12 protein-coding genes and 1 tRNA gene are annotated in these 16,007 nt (G+C 65.3%); 10 read left to right on the forward strand and 3 right to left on the reverse strand.

Annotation, left to right across the window (positions count from 1 at the left end; genetic code table 11):
- The first annotated feature begins 127 nt into the window (after window positions 1-127).
- From trpS to BMI86_RS14825, 5 genes are all read left to right on the forward strand, one after another.
- The gene (trpS, locus tag BMI86_RS14805) at window positions 128-1,168 is read left to right on the forward strand and encodes a tryptophan--tRNA ligase (protein WP_078542075.1); all 1,041 of its coding nucleotides are present in this window, start codon (window positions 128-130) and stop codon (window positions 1,166-1,168) included.
- A 249-nt stretch (window positions 1,169-1,417) separates the two neighbouring features.
- On the forward strand, window positions 1,418-2,116 hold the full coding sequence (locus BMI86_RS14810; RefSeq protein WP_078542076.1) for a type 1 glutamine amidotransferase: 699 nt from the start codon (window positions 1,418-1,420) through the stop codon (window positions 2,114-2,116).
- Between the two features lie 12 nt (window positions 2,117-2,128).
- Window positions 2,129-3,484 (forward strand): glutamine synthetase family protein, encoded by a 1,356-nt coding sequence (locus BMI86_RS14815; protein WP_078542107.1) that lies wholly within the window; start codon window positions 2,129-2,131, stop codon window positions 3,482-3,484.
- A 4-nt stretch (window positions 3,485-3,488) separates the two neighbouring features.
- Window positions 3,489-4,790, forward strand: a complete 1,302-nt coding sequence (locus BMI86_RS14820) for an FAD-binding oxidoreductase (RefSeq protein ID WP_078542077.1) — start codon at window positions 3,489-3,491, stop codon at window positions 4,788-4,790.
- A gap of 102 nt (window positions 4,791-4,892) precedes the next feature.
- Complete coding sequence (locus BMI86_RS14825) at window positions 4,893-6,077, forward strand: aminotransferase class I/II-fold pyridoxal phosphate-dependent enzyme (protein WP_078542078.1); 1,185 nt, start codon at window positions 4,893-4,895, stop codon at window positions 6,075-6,077.
- A gap of 76 nt (window positions 6,078-6,153) precedes the next feature.
- Here the strand turns inward: BMI86_RS14825 and BMI86_RS14830 are convergent, their stop codons facing one another.
- Window positions 6,154-6,573 carry a CoA-binding protein gene (locus BMI86_RS14830; protein ID WP_078542079.1) on the reverse strand — a complete coding sequence of 140 codons (420 nt, stop codon included), beginning with the start codon at window positions 6,571-6,573 and terminating at the stop codon, window positions 6,154-6,156.
- Between the two features lie 193 nt (window positions 6,574-6,766).
- The gene (rlmB, locus tag BMI86_RS14835; RefSeq protein ID WP_078542080.1) at window positions 6,767-7,540 is read right to left on the reverse strand and encodes a 23S rRNA (guanosine(2251)-2'-O)-methyltransferase RlmB; all 774 of its coding nucleotides are present in this window, start codon (window positions 7,538-7,540) and stop codon (window positions 6,767-6,769) included.
- Window positions 7,541-7,668: 128 nt separating this feature from the next.
- On the opposite strand from rlmB, the gene BMI86_RS14840 reads away from it, so the two are divergent.
- Window positions 7,669-7,752: transfer RNA gene (locus BMI86_RS14840), tRNA-Tyr, on the forward strand.
- 79 nt (window positions 7,753-7,831) lie between these two features.
- Here the strand turns inward: BMI86_RS14840 and BMI86_RS14845 are convergent.
- A complete protein-coding gene (locus BMI86_RS14845; RefSeq protein ID WP_246831722.1) occupies window positions 7,832-8,137 on the reverse strand; it encodes a hypothetical protein in 306 nt (101 codons plus the stop codon).
- A 167-nt stretch (window positions 8,138-8,304) separates the two neighbouring features.
- Here BMI86_RS14845 and BMI86_RS14850 point away from each other — a divergent pair, with 167 nt between their 5' ends.
- From BMI86_RS14850 to BMI86_RS14865, 4 genes are all read left to right on the forward strand, one after another.
- Window positions 8,305-9,309, forward strand: coding sequence for a hypothetical protein (locus tag BMI86_RS14850; RefSeq protein WP_078542082.1), 1,005 nt, complete (start codon window positions 8,305-8,307; stop codon window positions 9,307-9,309).
- Window positions 9,310-9,397: 88 nt separating this feature from the next.
- A complete protein-coding gene (locus BMI86_RS14855) occupies window positions 9,398-10,681 on the forward strand; it encodes an O-acetylhomoserine aminocarboxypropyltransferase/cysteine synthase family protein (protein WP_078542083.1) in 1,284 nt (427 codons plus the stop codon).
- A gap of 220 nt (window positions 10,682-10,901) precedes the next feature.
- On the forward strand, window positions 10,902-14,186 hold the full coding sequence (locus BMI86_RS21285; protein WP_078542084.1) for a hypothetical protein: 3,285 nt from the start codon (window positions 10,902-10,904) through the stop codon (window positions 14,184-14,186).
- Window positions 14,187-14,306: 120 nt separating this feature from the next.
- On the forward strand, window positions 14,307-15,971 hold the full coding sequence (locus BMI86_RS14865; RefSeq protein ID WP_078542085.1) for a monovalent cation:proton antiporter-2 (CPA2) family protein: 1,665 nt from the start codon (window positions 14,307-14,309) through the stop codon (window positions 15,969-15,971).
- Window positions 15,972-16,007 lie beyond the last annotated feature (36 nt).

Raw genomic sequence — 16,007 nt, forward strand, 5'->3', positions numbered from 1 at the left:
ATTGGTCTCCTGCTCGCGGGCTCAGTTGCGCCCCTTGCGCTTTAGCGATAAGCGAGCGGAGAGCGGATTTCCACCCCGGGAGATCCTCAATGGCGGGCTTCCACCCCCCGCAGATCAGGAGCATAAGATGAGCGAGCAAGCGCAACCCCTCAACGCCAATTTCAAACCGCGGATCTTCTCCGGCATCCAGCCCTCTGGCGGGCTGACGCTGGGCAACTATCTGGGCGCGCTCAAGCGCTTTGCCCAGAAGCAGGACGAAGGGATCGAGACGATCTACTGCCTCGTCGACCTGCACGCGATCACGGTCTGGCAGGAGCCCGACGCGCTGCGCCGCAACACCCGCGAGGCGGCGGCCGCCTTCATCGCCTCGGGCGTCGATCCGAAACGCTCGATCCTGTTCAACCAGAGCCAGGTCTCGGCCCATGCCGAACTGGCCTGGGCGTTCAATTGCGTCGCGCGTCTGGGCTGGATGAACCGGATGACCCAGTTCAAGGACAAGGCGGGCAAGAATGCCGAGAAGGCCAGCCTCGGCCTCTACGCCTACCCCGCGCTGATGGCCGCGGATATCCTGCTCTATCATGCGACGATGGTCCCGGTGGGCGAGGATCAAAAGCAGCATGTGGAGCTGACCCGCGACATCGCGGCCAAATTCAACCACGACTACGAAACCGAGTTCTTCCCCGCACCCGAGCCGCTGATCGAAGGCGCCGCGACCCGCGTGATGTCCCTGCGCGACGGCACCAAGAAGATGTCTAAGTCCGACCCGTCGGATGCAAGCCGCATCAACCTGACCGATGATGCCGACACGATCGCCAAGAAGATCCGCAAGGCCGTGACCGATCCCGAGCCCCTGCCCTCGGACCTCGACGGCCTCAAGGACCGGGCCGAGGCGCGCAACCTCGTGAACATCTACGCGGCGCTGGCCGACATGACGCCGACGCAGGTGCTGGGCGAATATGGCGGCGAGGGCTTCGGCAAGTTCAAACCGGCACTGGCGGAACTGGCGGTCGCAAAGCTCGCGCCGATCTCGGACGAGATGACCCGGCTGATGAACGACCCCTCCGAGATCGACAATATCCTGGGCGACGGCGCGAACCGCGCCGACGAGATCGCGCAGCCGATCCTGGGCAAGACGCTCGAGATCATGGGGATGATCCGCTCGCGCTAAGCGCGACAAAACCAGAGCAAGGGGCTCTGCCCCCCCGTCGCCGTAGGGCGACAAGACTTAAGGGCGAGGGGGCTCTGCCCCCTCGGGCTTTCGCCCTCCCCCGGGATATTTCAACCAAGCCGAAACGCATCTTCCTCTTGGCAGAAATATCCCGGGGGAGGCGCGGCACGCGCCGGGGGCGGAGCCCCCTTGCCGCCGCCCACGGCCCGCACTACGCTTCGGCAACAAGAGCTTACGAGCGGACCTCCCATGCGTATCGGCATCCTCCAAACCGGCCAATCCCCCGACGTTCTGCGCGACAAGGCGGGCGACTATCCTGACATGTTCGAAGCGCTGCTCGCCGGGCGCGGTCTCGAATTCAAACGCTACGACGTCGAGCATATGCACTTCCCCGAAAGCGTGCATGACTGCGACGGCTGGCTGATCACCGGCTCGCGCCACGGCGCCTATGAGGATCATCCCTTTATCAAGCCGCTTGAGACGTTCATTCGCGACGCCCATGCCGAGAATGTCCCGATGGTGGGTATCTGCTTCGGCCACCAGATCATCGCCCAGGCGCTTGGCGGAAAGGTCGAGAAATTCTCCGGCGGCTGGGCCGTGGGCCCGCAGGATTACGATTTCGGCGGCGAGGTGATCGCGCTCAACGCGTGGCATCAGGATCAGGTGACCGAGCTGCCGCCGGGCGCGACCCCGATCGCGGGCAATGATTTCTGCGCCTACCCCGCGCTTGCCTATGGCGACACGATCTTCACCGTCCAGCCCCACCCCGAATTTCCCGACGCATTCGTGGAAGGGCTGATGGACACACGCGGGCGCGGTGTCGTGCCCGATGACCTGATGCAGGCCGCCCGCACGCGGCTGGGCCAGCCCAACGGCGCGTCCCGCATTGCCGAGCGCATCGCCGATTTCTTCCTCAAGACAAGGGTGCCCGCGCACCCGGAAAGCTGACCGATGAGCGACATGAAGGACTGGACCGACCGTATCCCGCAGGCCGCACGCGATTACATCGAGGGCCGGCGTCTCGACGAGGTGGAGTGCATTGTCGCCGATATCGCAGGGGTCGCACGCGGCAAGGCGATGCCCGCGTCTAAATTCAAGTTTCAGGATCGCTTCTTCCTGCCGAACTCGATCTTCCTGCAGACGATCACCGGCGAGTGGACCGACAACCCCTCGGGCGCTTTCACCGAGCCAGACATGATCCTGACGCCCGATTTCTCGACCGCGACGGCCGCGCCGTGGACGGCGGACTGGACCTTGCAGATCATCCATGACGTCGAGGATCAGCAGGGCAATCCGGTGCCGATCGCACCGCGCAACGTCCTCAAACGCGTGCTCGCGCTCTATGAGGCAGAGGGCTGGGTGCCGGTCGTCGCCCCCGAGATGGAATTCTTCCTCGTCGCGCGCAACGTGGACCCGAACCAGCCGATCATCCCGCCGATGGGGCGCTCGGGCCGTCGGGCGGCGGCGAAGCAGGCCTATTCGATGTCGGCGGTCGATGAATACGGCAAGGTCATCGACGACATCTACGATTTCGCCGAACTTCAGGGCTTCGAGATCGACGGCATCTTGCAAGAGGGCGGCGCCGGTCAGATCGAGATCAACCTCGCCCATGGCGACCCGGTCGAACTGGCCGACCAGATTTTCTACTTCAAGCGGCTGATCCGCGAGGCCGCCCTGCGTCAGGATTGCTTCGCCACCTTCATGGCGAAACCGATCGAGGGCGAGCCGGGCTCGGCCATGCATATCCACCAGTCGGTGATCGACACCAAGACCGGCCAGAACATCTTCTCGGACGAGAATGGCGGCGAGACGGAGGCCTTCCTGCATTGCATCGCAGGGCTTCAGACGCACCTGCCCGCGGTGATCGCGCTGCTGGCGCCTTACGTGAACAGCTATCGCCGCTATGTGCCGGATTTCGCAGCGCCCATAAATCTCGAATGGGGGCGCGACAACCGCACGACGGGCCTGCGGGTGCCGATCTCCGGCCCCGCCGCGCGACGGATCGAGAACCGTCTGGCGGGGATGGATTGCAACCCCTATCTCGGGCTCGCCGCCTCGCTCGCTTGTGCCTATCTGGGCCTCAAGGAAAAGCAGATGCCGAAGCCCGAATGTCTCGGCGACGCCTATATGTCGGCCGAGGACGTGCCGGTGAATTTGGGCGATGCGCTCGATCTCTTCTCGGAGAGCGCGCCGATCCGCGACGTGCTGGGGCCGGAATTCTGCGCGGTCTACGAGGCGGTCAAGCGAAACGAATACAAGGAATTCCTGCAGGTAATCTCGCCATGGGAGCGCGAGCATCTGCTGATGAACGTGTGATGCGATGAACCTGCTCTTCGCCAATGACCGCAAGGGCGAGCACGCTCCGAGCTATTACGCAGCGACCGCGCTGACCGACCGGCGCTGGCCCGAGTTGAAGGGCCGCCACCGGGCGGATGTCTGCGTCGTGGGCGGCGGCTTCACCGGCCTCTCGGCGGCGCTGCATCTGGCGGAGAAGGGTTACTCGGTGCGGCTGCTGGAGGCCCATCGCGTGGGCTTCGGCGCCTCAGGGCGCAATGGCGGACAGGTCGGCTCGGGCCAGCGGCTGGAGCAGGACGATCTTGAAAAAGCCCACGGCCCCGAAATGGCACGCAGGCTTTGGGATATCGGCGAAGACGCGAAGGCGCTGATCCGCGACCTGATCGCGCGGCACGAGATTCCGGTCACCTTCTATCCCGGCATCGCCCATGCCTGCCGGACGCAATCCGAGGTCGCGCATTCGCATCACATGGCAGAGAAACTGGCCCGCGATTACGGCTACGATCAGGTGGAGCCGCTCTCGCGCGACGCGTTGCACGCGATCCTGCCCTCTGAGGCCTATCTGGGCGGTGATATCGACCGGGGCGCGGGGCACCTGCATCCGCTGAACTTCGCGCAAGCCTTGGCGCTCGCCTGCGAGAAGGCGGGCGTGACGATCCATGAGGGCTCGCTCGTCCACCATATCCGCCCCGGCGAGCCGGTGCGCGTGCAGACCGAGCATGGCCATATCGACGCCGATCACCTGATACTCGCGGCCAATGGCTATCTGGGAAACCTCGCGCCGCGCGTGGCCTCGCATGTGATGCCGATCAACAATTTCATCGTCGCGACAGAGCCGCTGGGGCCGCGCGTGGCCGAAGTGCTGCGCGAGAACGTCGCCGTGGCGGATACGAAATTCGTGGTGAATTACTGGCGGCTCTCTGACGACAATCGCCTGCTCTTCGGAGGCGGCGAAAGCTATGGCTACAAGTTCCCCGATATCGTGCAGACCGTGCGCAAGCCGATGCTGGAGGTCTACCCTTCCCTTGCGGATGTGAAGATCGACTACGCGTGGGGCGGCACGCTCGCCATCACCCGCACCCGGATGCCCTATTTCGCAAGGCCTTTGAAAAACGCGCTTTCGGCCAGCGGGTTTTCCGGCCATGGGGTCGCGATGGGCACGATGGCGGGCAAGATCATGGCCGAGGCGGTGGCTGGCCAAGCCGAGCGCTTCGACCTGATGGCCGGGCTGAAAGTGCCGGGCTTCCCGGGCGGCTCACTCCTGCGCAGCCCGCTTCTGGTCGCCGCGATGACGTGGTTCTCGATGCGCGACAAGCTGGGGATCTAGGCAAGCCGCCGCCGCCTCAAATTTGGTCATGAATTCTTCATTGGCGCGAAAAGCGGCATTCGTGTAAAGAAAACCTGAAAGTCAGTTTCAGGAATTCTTGCCATGCCGCGTGACGGACAGACCGCCCCGAATTGTTATGACGCCGAGGCCATCCCCGAGGCCGCCCGCGCCGAGATCGAACGTCTCCTGACCAGCGGGGACCTGTTCCGCTACACCTCCGCGGACGCGCCGGTCGCCAAGCTGGAAGCCGAATTCGCCGAATTCATGGGCGTGAAATACGCGGTCGCCGTGTCCTCCTGCTCGCAGGCGTTGTTCCTGTCGATGAAGGCGCTTGACCTGCCGCGCGGGGCACGCGTGCTGGTCCCGGCCTTCACCTTCGCCGCCGTCCCCTCCGCCATCGTCCATGCCGATTGCGTCCCGGTGTTGGTCGAAGTCGGCTCCAATTTCCGCATCGACCTCGACGATTTCCGCGCGAAATTCGACGACAGCATCGACGCGGTGATGATCAGCCACATGCGCGGCCACACCTCCGACATGGATGCGATCATGGAACTGGCCGCCGAGAAGGGCGTGCCGGTGATCGAAGACGCAGCGCATTCGCTCGGCACGCTCTGGAACGGCAAGAAGATCGGTACGATCGGCAAGATCGGCTGCCTCTCCTTCCAGTCCTACAAGCTGATCAACGCGGGCGAAGGTGGCATCCTGCTGACCGACGATCCGGAACTCGCCGCGCGCGCGGTGATCATGTCGGGCGCCTACGAGCATAACTGGAAGAAGCATCCCGGCCTGCAGAACAGCTTCCATCACTGGCAAAACAAGCTGCCGCTGTACAATTGCCGGATGCAAAACCTCTCCGCTGCCGTCATCCGCCCGCAGATCGCGGAAGTGGAGCGCCGCGTGAACGACGGTCGCGCGAACCACGACTATGTCGCCGAGCGCCTGAACACGAGCGATTGGCTCGACGTGCCGCCGCCTCTCGGGCCCGAAACCCGCGCCCCGGATTCGCTGCAATTCAACCTCGCAGGCGATTGGTCCGATGACGAGGCTCGCAAGCTGCAATCGGAGGCCAAGGCCCGCGGTGTCAGCGTGCAGGTCTTTGGCCTCAGCCAAGACAACGCGCGCGCCTTCTGGAACTGGCAGTTCCTCGGTGACGTACCGGAGCTGCCGAAGACCCGCGCCATGCTGATGCGCGCCTGCGATACCCGCCTGCCCGCACGCCTCAAGCAGCCCGATCTGGATTACATCGCCGATGCGATCCTTGAAGGGGTCATGGCGGTGAAGGGTTAAGGCGCACAGCCTCTCTTCGCTCTTGGAAAAATATCCCGGGGGTGGGCCATCGGGCCGAGGGGGCAGAGCCCCCTTCTCAGCCCGCCATCACGCGCGGATAGTCGATCTTCGGGCAGCGGTTCATCACGACGTTCACGCCCTGCCCGCGGGCTTTCTCGGCCGCTGCGTCATGAGACACGCCAAGCTGCATCCAGATGGTCTTGAGATGCGGCAGATGTGCCAAGGCCTCATCCACGACCTCCGGCACCGCCTCAGAACGGCGAAACACGTCGACCATGTCCACAGCAATCTCGTCGGGAATCGCGCTGAGATCGGCATAGACCGTCTCGCCCAGCAGTTCCTGCCCGGCGAGGCCGGGATTGACCGGAATCACGCGGTAGCCTTTGGACTGCAGGAACTGCGCGACCCCATAGGAGGGGCGTTCCGGCTTGTGGGACATGCCGACCACGGCGATCACCTTCGCATTGCCCAGAATGTCGCGAATCTCGTCTTGCATCTGAAACCTCTATTTTGTCGCAGCCCTCTAAGAAAAATGCGCCCAAGCCTTAAAGGCTGGGCGCAATAGTGGCGGAACGAGGGACAGTGAACTAGAGGCGCGGCGGTTCCGAAGCTGCGCCTCTGACAGTGAGATAGGAACGCATCTCACCGCTTTTAAGGTCCATACCCTCATAATCGCGATTTTGTGACCGTCAGCGGCTTGCGGATGCGTAAAGAGACACTGCGGCGGCGTTCGACACGTTGAGCGACCCGAATTCGCCCGCGAAGGGGATTCGCACCAGACGGTCGCAGGTTTCACGGGTTTTCTCGCGCAGCCCCGGCCCTTCGGCACCCAGAACCAGCGCAACCGGCTCCATTCCCGCCTCGGACAGCCCGTCTTCGAGCGACATCTTGGCTTCACCCGCAAGGCCGATCAGCCGGAAGCCCATACCGCGCAGCTCCTCCATCGCGTCGGAGAGGTTCTTCACCCGCAGATAGGGCTGACGCTCCAGCGCACCGGAGGCGGTTTTCGCCAGCGCACCGGTCTCGGGCGCGGAATGGCGATGCGGCGCGATCACGGCCGCCGCGCCGAAGACCTCCGCCGAGCGCAGGATCGCGCCCACGTTATGGGGATCGGTCACCCGGTCGAGCAGCACCACGCGGCGCGCATCGTAGCAGACATCCTTCAGCGCGCCCCAATCGAGCGGCTTCACCTCGAGCGCCGCGCCCTGGTGGACGGAATCGGTCGAGATCGGCACGAATTTGTCGAACTTGCGCACATCGACGATCTCGGGCTCCATGCCGGACACCGCGATCGCCTCGGCCAGCTTGTCGGCGGCGTTCTTGGAGCAAACCAGCCGCAGCCGCTCGCGCATCGGGTTTTGCAGCGCGTCGCGCACCGCATGAAGGCCGAAGAGCCACACGGTCTCGGCGGCCGCAGCGCGCTTGGCACGTTCCTTTTCGATCACCCAGACTGGCTTTTTCATCGCGGGTCTCCTTTGGCCCCTACCTGCGCGGAATGGCCTCGTTTGGCAAGCTCTGATCCGGAGGGCAATTTTTCGGCAAACTCTCTCTTGACGCCTCCCGCCCCCTTTTGTATCTCCCGCCCAGCGTCGGGTGACGTGCTGCAAGGTGCGGCAGCGGACTGTAACTCCGCCGGGGCGACCCACGCCTGGTTCGATTCCAGGGTCACCCACCACTTCCCCCTCTTAAGGAACTGGTGACTCGCGACTCCTACGGGGGCCGCTGCGTTGAATAACGCGCATTCGCTGCGCCGTTTACTGCAGCACCGCCTTGCGGTTGAACCGCGCCTCTTCCGAGCTGCCGTCGTCATAGATCAGCTTCACCCGCACCTCGGAGACCGAGCCCTGCGGCTGGCTGACATAGACATTATCGCCCGAGATTGCGTTGGGCTGAGCCGTGCCCTCGTGGCACTTCTCCATCTTGAACGACTTGCTCGGCGGAGCACCGTTGAAACCATAGCGAATCTCGCTCAGCCCGCAGCGCCACGCCAGAAGATGGGTGAAATAGACCAGATCCTTCCCGCCATATTCACGGATCGCGACCCAGGAATCGCGGGTCATACCGAGAATCGGGCGCACTTCGGCGGCGGTGGTGAAATTCTGCGCGCTCGCCGGGCCGCTCAACACGAGGCCACACAGCGCCAACGCAGTTAACTTGCTTATCCGTATCACCTTTTACCCCTGAACTTTCTCGCTATACTGCACCAAACCCTCCGACAGGCGGCAGTATGGCGGCGACCCCCCGGACTTCACAACCCTATAACATCTTCTGTGTTGCACAGGCGGGACGGCTGGAATTCGAGGCAATTCTTTTCGCGCTGAGCTTTCGCGCGGCCAATCCGGAGTTCAAAGGGCGCCTTCTGATAGCCGAGCCGCAGCCCGGGCCGCGCTGGTCCGACGAGACGCGGATTTCCGGTCCGGTGCGCGCGCTGCTGGAAGACGCGGGCGCCGAGATCGTGCCCTTCGAGTCGAAGGTCTTCGGTCAGTCCTATCCCTATGGCAACAAGATCGAAGCGCTCGCCGCCTTGCCCGAAGGGGTGCCCTTCGTCTTTTTCGACACCGATACGGTCTTCACCGGACCGCTGTCGCAGGTGGGATTCGATTTCGACCGCCCCTCGGCGTCGATGCGGCGCACCGGCACATGGCCCGAGCCGCCGCTTTACGGTCCCGGCTACGCGGGCATCTGGAAATCGCTCTACGACAAGTTCGGGCTGGACGGGTTCGAGGAGACGCTCGATCTGAGCCAGCCGGACGAGTACTGGCAACGCTACATGTATTTCAACGCGGGCTGGTTCTTCGGCGCCGACCCGGCGGAATTCGGCGCGCGCTTCCTGCGCTATGCAAGCGCGATCCGCGACGATGCCCCCGATGAACTGGCCTGCCAGTCGCTCGACCCGTGGCTCGATCAGGTGGCCCTGCCGCTGGTGATCCATTCCTTCGGCGGCGGGCGTCCGGGGCCTGTGCTCGACGGGCTCGACGGCGAGATCACCTGCCATTACCGCGCCCTGCCGCTGATGTATGCGCGCGAAAGCGAGGCCGTGATCGACACGGTCGAAGAGCTGACCGCCCCGAACAAGGTCAAGAAAGTCCTGAAGGCCTACGAGCCTGCGAAGAAGCTGATCTATCAGGGCAAAGGCCGCAAACTGCGCGCGATCATCGCCGAAGAAGGAATGCCCCGCCACGAGAAGGCGCTGCGCAACCGGATCAAGCGCGCGAAGCTCTGGATGCGCTGAGCCGCGCTCTCATTACCGAAAACGAATGTGTTTGTCGGCTCTCTTTCGCGCAGCTAACGTCTCGGCAAGAAAAGAGGAGCCCCAGACCATGTCCGAATACGCTTTCGACACCCTGCAAATCCACGCCGCGGCCGAGCCCGATCCCGCGACCGGCGCGGTGCAGGTGCCGATTTACCAGACCACATCTTATGCCTTCAAAGACGCCGACCACGCGGCGCGGCTGTTCAACCTCGAAGAAGTGGGCTTCATCTATTCGCGCCTGACCAACCCCACAGTGATGAAACTGGCCGAACGTGTCGCGGCGCTGGAAGGTGCTGCGGGCGGGGTCACCTGTTCCTCGGGGCACGCGGCGCAGATCATGGCGCTCTTCCCGCTGATGGGGCCGGGGCTGAATATCGTGGCCTCGACGCGGCTCTATGGCGGCTCGATCACCCAGTTCAGCCACACGATCAAACGCTTCGGCTGGTCCTGCACCTTCGTCGATTTCGACGATCTCGAAGCGCTGGAAGCGGCGGTGGACGAGAACACCCGCGCGATCTTCTGCGAGTCGATCTCGAACCCGGGCGGCTACATCACCGACCTTCCGGCTGTGGCGAAAGTCGCCGACAAGGTCGGCCTGCCGCTGATCGTCGACAACACGCTGGCCACCCCGTACCTGTGCCGTCCGATCGAACATGGCGCGACGCTCGTCGTCCACTCGCTGACGAAATACATGACCGGCAACGGCACCGTCACCGGCGGCTGCGTCGTCGATAGCGGCAAGTTCGACTGGTCGGCGTCGGGCAAGTTCCCCTCGCTGAGCGAACCCGAACCCGCCTATCACGGGCTGAAATTCCACGAGGCGCTCGGCCCGATGGCCTTCACCTTCCACTCGATCGCGGTCGGCCTGCGCGATCTCGGCATGACGATGAACCCGCAAGGCGCGCATTACACGCTGATGGGGATCGAGACGCTGAGCCTGCGGATGGACAAGCATAACGCCAATGCCAAGGCCGTGGCCGAATGGCTCGAGAAGGACCCGCGCATCGACTATGTGACCTATGCCGGGCTGGAAAGCTCGCCCTGGCACGAGCGGATGAAGACCATCTCGCCGAAAGGTGCAGGCGGGCTGTTCACCGTCGCGGTGAAGGGCGGCTACGACGCCTGCGTGAAGCTGGTGAACAATCTCAAGCTGTTCAGCCATGTCGCGAACCTGGGCGATGCGCGCTCGCTGATCATCCACTCGGCCTCGACCACGCACCGCCAGCTGACCGAAGCGCAGCAAATCGCCGCAGGGGCCGCGCCGAACGTGGTGCGCCTGTCGATCGGCATCGAGAATGTCGACGACCTGATCGCCGATCTCGATCAGGCGCTGAGCGCCGCAACCAGCTGATAACAAACATGGCGCGCCGCGATACCGGCGCGCCATTCAAACCACTTCTCATTGCATTTCGAACATTTCTTCCGGCGCTCGCTGCGGCTGCGCCGTCGAAACAGTGGAAAACCGGCAATTGCCCGCTCCGCCCCGGTCGCGACGCTTTTCAGAAGATCGAATCTCCTTTACGAAGATGTGAAGAGTTGGACCGAACCGCCCCGAGGCGCGCGCAGCACCCATGAAACCCGATTTTGCATTGATCCTCTCGCATGATGGCATCGCTCTGGTGCACCGCGCGAAAGAGGGCTGGACGCTTCTGGGCGAGGCCGCGCTCGAAGGCGATGATCCGATGGCCGAGGTCGCGGCCCTCCGCGACAAGGCACGGGCGCAGGCGCCGCGCGGCTTCACCTCGAAGCTCGTGCTGCCGGATTCGCAGATCCTCTACACCGCGATCTATGCGCCCGGACCGAGCCCCGCGCAGCGCAAGACCCAGATCGAGGCGGCGCTGGAGGGCATGACGCCCTACCCGGTCAGCGAGCTGGTCTATGATTTCGCAGGCCCCGGCCAGACTGTGCAGGTCGCCGTGATCGCGCGCGAGACGCTGAAGGAAGCCGAAAGCTTCGCGCAGGAGAACGGTTTCAACCCGGTCAGCTTCGTGGCCGCCCCCGAGCCCGGCGATTTTCCCGGGGAGCCGCATTTTGGCCTGACCTCTTCGGTCGCGCAGCACATCCCCGAAGGCGCGCATGTCGAGCCCGACAAATCCGCGCTGATCGTGGCCGTCGACCTGTCCGAGGAGGCGACCGAGGCGTCGGCGGAAACCGTGATGCCGGAGACCTCTCCTGCTGAGGCGGACGCAGCCGACGCTCAAAGCGACATCACCGAGCTTGCCGACGATAGCGCGGTCTCGGAAACCGAACTGGCTGAATTGAGTGCCTTGGACCAACCGACGGAGGTGGCTTCGGCGGAGGAACCCGAGCCCACCCTGCCGGAAGAGCCGGGCGAATTCTCCGATCTGCTCGCAGCCTCTGAGGCTGAAACGGATACGCAAGATACGGATGCGCCCGAGGCCCTGAGTGACGACACGCCCGGCGCGGAAAGCCCCGCCGCCAAGGCAGCCGAAGCGGTCGCGGCTGGAGAAGTCGCCCCCGAGGAAACCGAAGCGACGGAGGCGGTCGAATTCGCCGCGACCGAGCCGAATGATACGGCCATTGATGACGCCGAGGATGGCGTTGAGCCCTCGGACGCATCGCTGACCGCCGCAGGCCTTGCCGCCACCCCTGCCGTGCCCGACGCCGCAGAGCCCGACGCAACGCCCAAGGAAGCGAGCTCCAGCACGGAGGACGAAGGCCACGATACGGCCGAGGATGACGACGACGATCTGCCGAAATCCGATGCGAGCGTAATCGCCGCCGCTTTCGCCTCGCGCCGGGATCACACGACCACCGTGACCGTGAACGAGACGCCCCCCCGGCTCGGCGGAGCCACCCGGCTCCACCCTCAGCCCGATCGCAGCGAGATCGCCTCGGGCAGCGCCAAGATCACGGCACCGACCCTCGATTTCGACGAGCCCGATCCGCGTTTTGAGCCGAAAACGGCTCCGAAAACCGGAGCGAAAGGGACCAAAGCTGTGGGCACCGCCGCACGCAAGGGCACCGGCGGCGCGGGCGCGCTTGGCGCGAAACCTTCGACCTCGCTGTTGCGCAAGGAGGCAAAGGACGGGCCGGATCCGAGCACCGCGACCCCGGCACCCATCGTCGAGACCTCGCAGGACAAGACGGTTTTCGGCGGCACCAAGCGCCCCACGACCGGCGGCAAGCCGCGCCATCTCGGGCTGATGCTCACCGGTGCGCTGGTGCTGGTTCTGGCGATCATCGCGCTCTGGACCACCCTGCTCGATGACCCCGCTCCCGTCGATGCACCGGCGGGCGCCATCGCCGAAGCGCCTGCCCCGGATGCGAATGACGCACCCGAGCAGACCGCACTCGCACCGGCCGCGCCCGACACGACCGCAGCTCCCGAAGCCGCGGAGCCGGACTCGCAGGGGCCAGCCGACGCTGGGGCAGAAGAGCCTGCCCCCGAGAGCGATCAGGTCGCAGCCCTCGCCCCTGCCGATGAGCAGCCCGCTCCGGCGGCACAAAGCGACGAAGGCTCCACGTCCGCGACCGACGACACCGCGACGACGCCCGCCGAGACGGACACTGAGACTGCCGCCAATGAGCAGCCTACCGATGCGCAGCCAGCCGACACGGGCATGGCAGACCAACCCGCAGGTACGCAGCCGGACACTCCCGACACCGCAGCAGACACGGCCGCTGACACCGCACCGAATACGCAGGCAGAGGCGGCGGACAGCACCGTGGACACCCAAGCGGACGCCGCTATCAGCGAAACGGCAACCAGCGACGCCCCGCAGAGCGACGCGACCGAGCCCTCGGCGACCGACGCGCAAACCGCGACGACCGAGACGCAGCCGTCCGACCTGCCGGCCTTCACCGCGACGCCGCTCGATCCGCCAAGCGCCGAGACGCTGACGCCGGACACCCCGCCCGTTACACCGACGGAGGACGGGGTCGAGATGCCGGGCGGCTTCACGCTTTTCGCGGGCGAACCCGACGTTACGCCGGGCGCTCGCCCCGAAGCGGTCGCGCAGGCCTATGCGCAGACGCAGCCGATCACGCCGGAAGGCACGCTGGGCGCGATCCCTTCGCTCTCGGGCTTCCGCCCAGCCAGCCGCCCCGAGGACCTCACCGGTGCCGCGCCCGCGCCGGAGCAGACCGATCCCGCCGCTCAGGCCGATCCGAACGATCAGGGCGCGCTCGACCCCGCGCTGCAGCCCAATCCCGAGCTCCAGACCACGCGCCCGACGGCCCGGCCCGACGCCGTGACCGAGCTCGCCGCGACGCAGGCCCCCGCTTCGGAATCCGCCGCCGTCGCGAACCCCGACCTCGCCGCGCTGCGCCCCGAGCGTCGCCCGACCTCGATCCAGGACGCGGTCGCCGCAGCGGTGCAGGCGCAAGACGACGCCGTCGCCGAGAACACCGATCCCTTCGCGGGCGCGACCGCTCTGGCCGTGGCGCGCTCGGCCACCCCGCCGACCAAACCGCGCAATTTCTCGCGCTCGGTCGAGAAGGCGCTGGCCGCCGCGATTGCTGCCGAACCCGCCCCGTCGGTCGCCGCGGCCGCCGCGCGCGCCCCGGTCGCGACACCTGTGCCCGACCCGAGGCCCGCCGATCTCGACGAGCCCGAGCCCACCGCGGCACCGCCGCGCCTGCCGACCTCGGCCTCCGTCGCCCGGCAGGCGACCGAGGAGAACGTGATCAACCTGCGCAAGATTAACCTGATCGGGCTTTATGGCTCGTCGTCGAACCGGCGCGCTCTGGTGCGGCTCTCGAATGGGCGCTTCGTGAAAGTGGGGGTGGGTGACCGGCTGGATGGCGGGCGCGTGACGCAGATCGGCTCCAACGCGCTGACCTACAAGAAAGGGTCGCGCAACCTGACGCTGAAGCTGCTGCAAGGAGGCTAACCGCGCCCGGCGCAACCATTCTTTCCCCTGCGCCCTTGCGCACCGCCCGCGCCGGACTACGCTGGGGAATAGCCGCGTCGCGCGCCTTCCCCGCGCATCGCTCAAGGATGTAAGCCGCCGATGGAAAGCTTTCTCTTCCAAGCCACGTTCTACCTGCTCGCGATGGTCATCGCGGTGCCGCTCGCCACGCGTGCGGGCCTCGGCTCGGTGCTGGGCTACCTGATCGCGGGCATCCTGATCGGCCCCGCCACGGGCCTCTCGGGCGCGGAAATGACCGACCTCCAGCATTTCGCGGAGTTCGGCGTGGTGATGATGCTGTTCCTGATCGGGCTGGAACTGGAGCCGCGCGCGCTTTGGGCGATGCGCGACAAGCTGATCGGCCTTGGCGGATTGCAGGTGCTGGTCACCATGGTGCTGGTGACGGCGATCGTCATGGCGATGGGCGAGGATTTCCGCGTCTCGCTGGCGATCGGGATGACGCTGTCGCTGTCCTCGACCGCGATCGTGCTGCAGACGCTGAATGAAAAGCGGTTGATGCAGACAGCGGGCGGGCGGTCATCGTTTGCGGTGCTGCTGACGCAGGATATCGCGGTGATCCCGATGCTGGCGCTGATGCCGCTTCTGGCGCTGCCCGGCGCGCGCGCGGTGGCCAAGGCGGGGCATGGCGATCATGTCGTGGCCCGGCTGATCGACTCGCTGCCCGCCTGGGGTGTCACGGTGATCACGCTGGCCGCCGTCGCCTTCACCGTCCTGATCGGCCACTATCTCGTGCGCCCGCTGTTCCGCTTCGTGCAAGGGGCGCGGCTGCGCGAGGTGAACACCGCGATGGCCCTGCTGATCGTGGTGGGCATTGCGAGCCTGATGAACCTCGTGGGCCTCTCGCCCGCGCTTGGCACTTTCCTTGCAGGCGTGGTTCTCGCCGATAGCGAGTTCAAGCACGAGATGGAATCCGACATCGAGCCCTTCAAAGGGCTGCTGATGGGGCTGTTCTTCATCACCGTGGGCGCGGGCATCAATTTCGACGTCATCATCGCGCAGCCCGCCAATATTTTCGCGCTGGTTTTCCTGCTGGTCGCGCTGAAATCGGCGGTGCTCTACGGCCTGTCGGTGCTGTTCAAGATCCGCGGGCCGGATCGCTCGCTGTTCACGCTGAGCCTCGCACAGGCGGGGGAATTCGGCTTCGTGCTGGTCTCCTTCGCGGTGGGGCAACGCATCCTGCCCAACGCTTTGGCCGAGAAGTTGCTGGTGGTGATTGCGCTGTCGATGCTGATCACGCCCTTGCTGTTCATCCTGCACGAGCAGATCGGGTTGCGGCTGCGCAAGCCTCCCGGCCCGGACCCGGACGCGATCGACGAGCAGCAGCCGATCATCATCGCGGGCGTGGGCCGCTTCGGTCAGGTGGTGAACCGCCTGGTGACGATGTCGGGGATGCGCACGACGGTTCTCGACTCCGACCTCAAGACGATCCAGCTGATGCGGACCTTCGGCTTCAAAGGCTATTTCGGGGACCCGACGCGACCCGATCTGCTTGCCGCTGCCGGGATCAATCAGGCGCGGGTGCTGGTGGTCGCGCTGGACGGGCGCGAGAACACCACGAAACTAGTCGCCTATGCGCGCCGGATCCGGCCCGATCTGCATATCGTCGCGCGCGCCCGCGACCGGACGCATGTGTTCGACCTGTATCGGGCGGGCGCGAATGACATCGTGCGCGAGATGTTCGACAGCTCGCTGCGCGCCGGGCGCTGGTCGTGTCGCGCGGGTGGTGGAAATTGTTTGGCGGCGTAATCTCCGGGTGACTTGAACCCACCCAACCGGCGGCGG

The sequence above is a fragment of the Thioclava sp. DLFJ5-1 genome (assembly GCF_002020115.1).
GTDB lineage: Bacteria > Pseudomonadota > Alphaproteobacteria > Rhodobacterales > Rhodobacteraceae > Thioclava > Thioclava sediminum.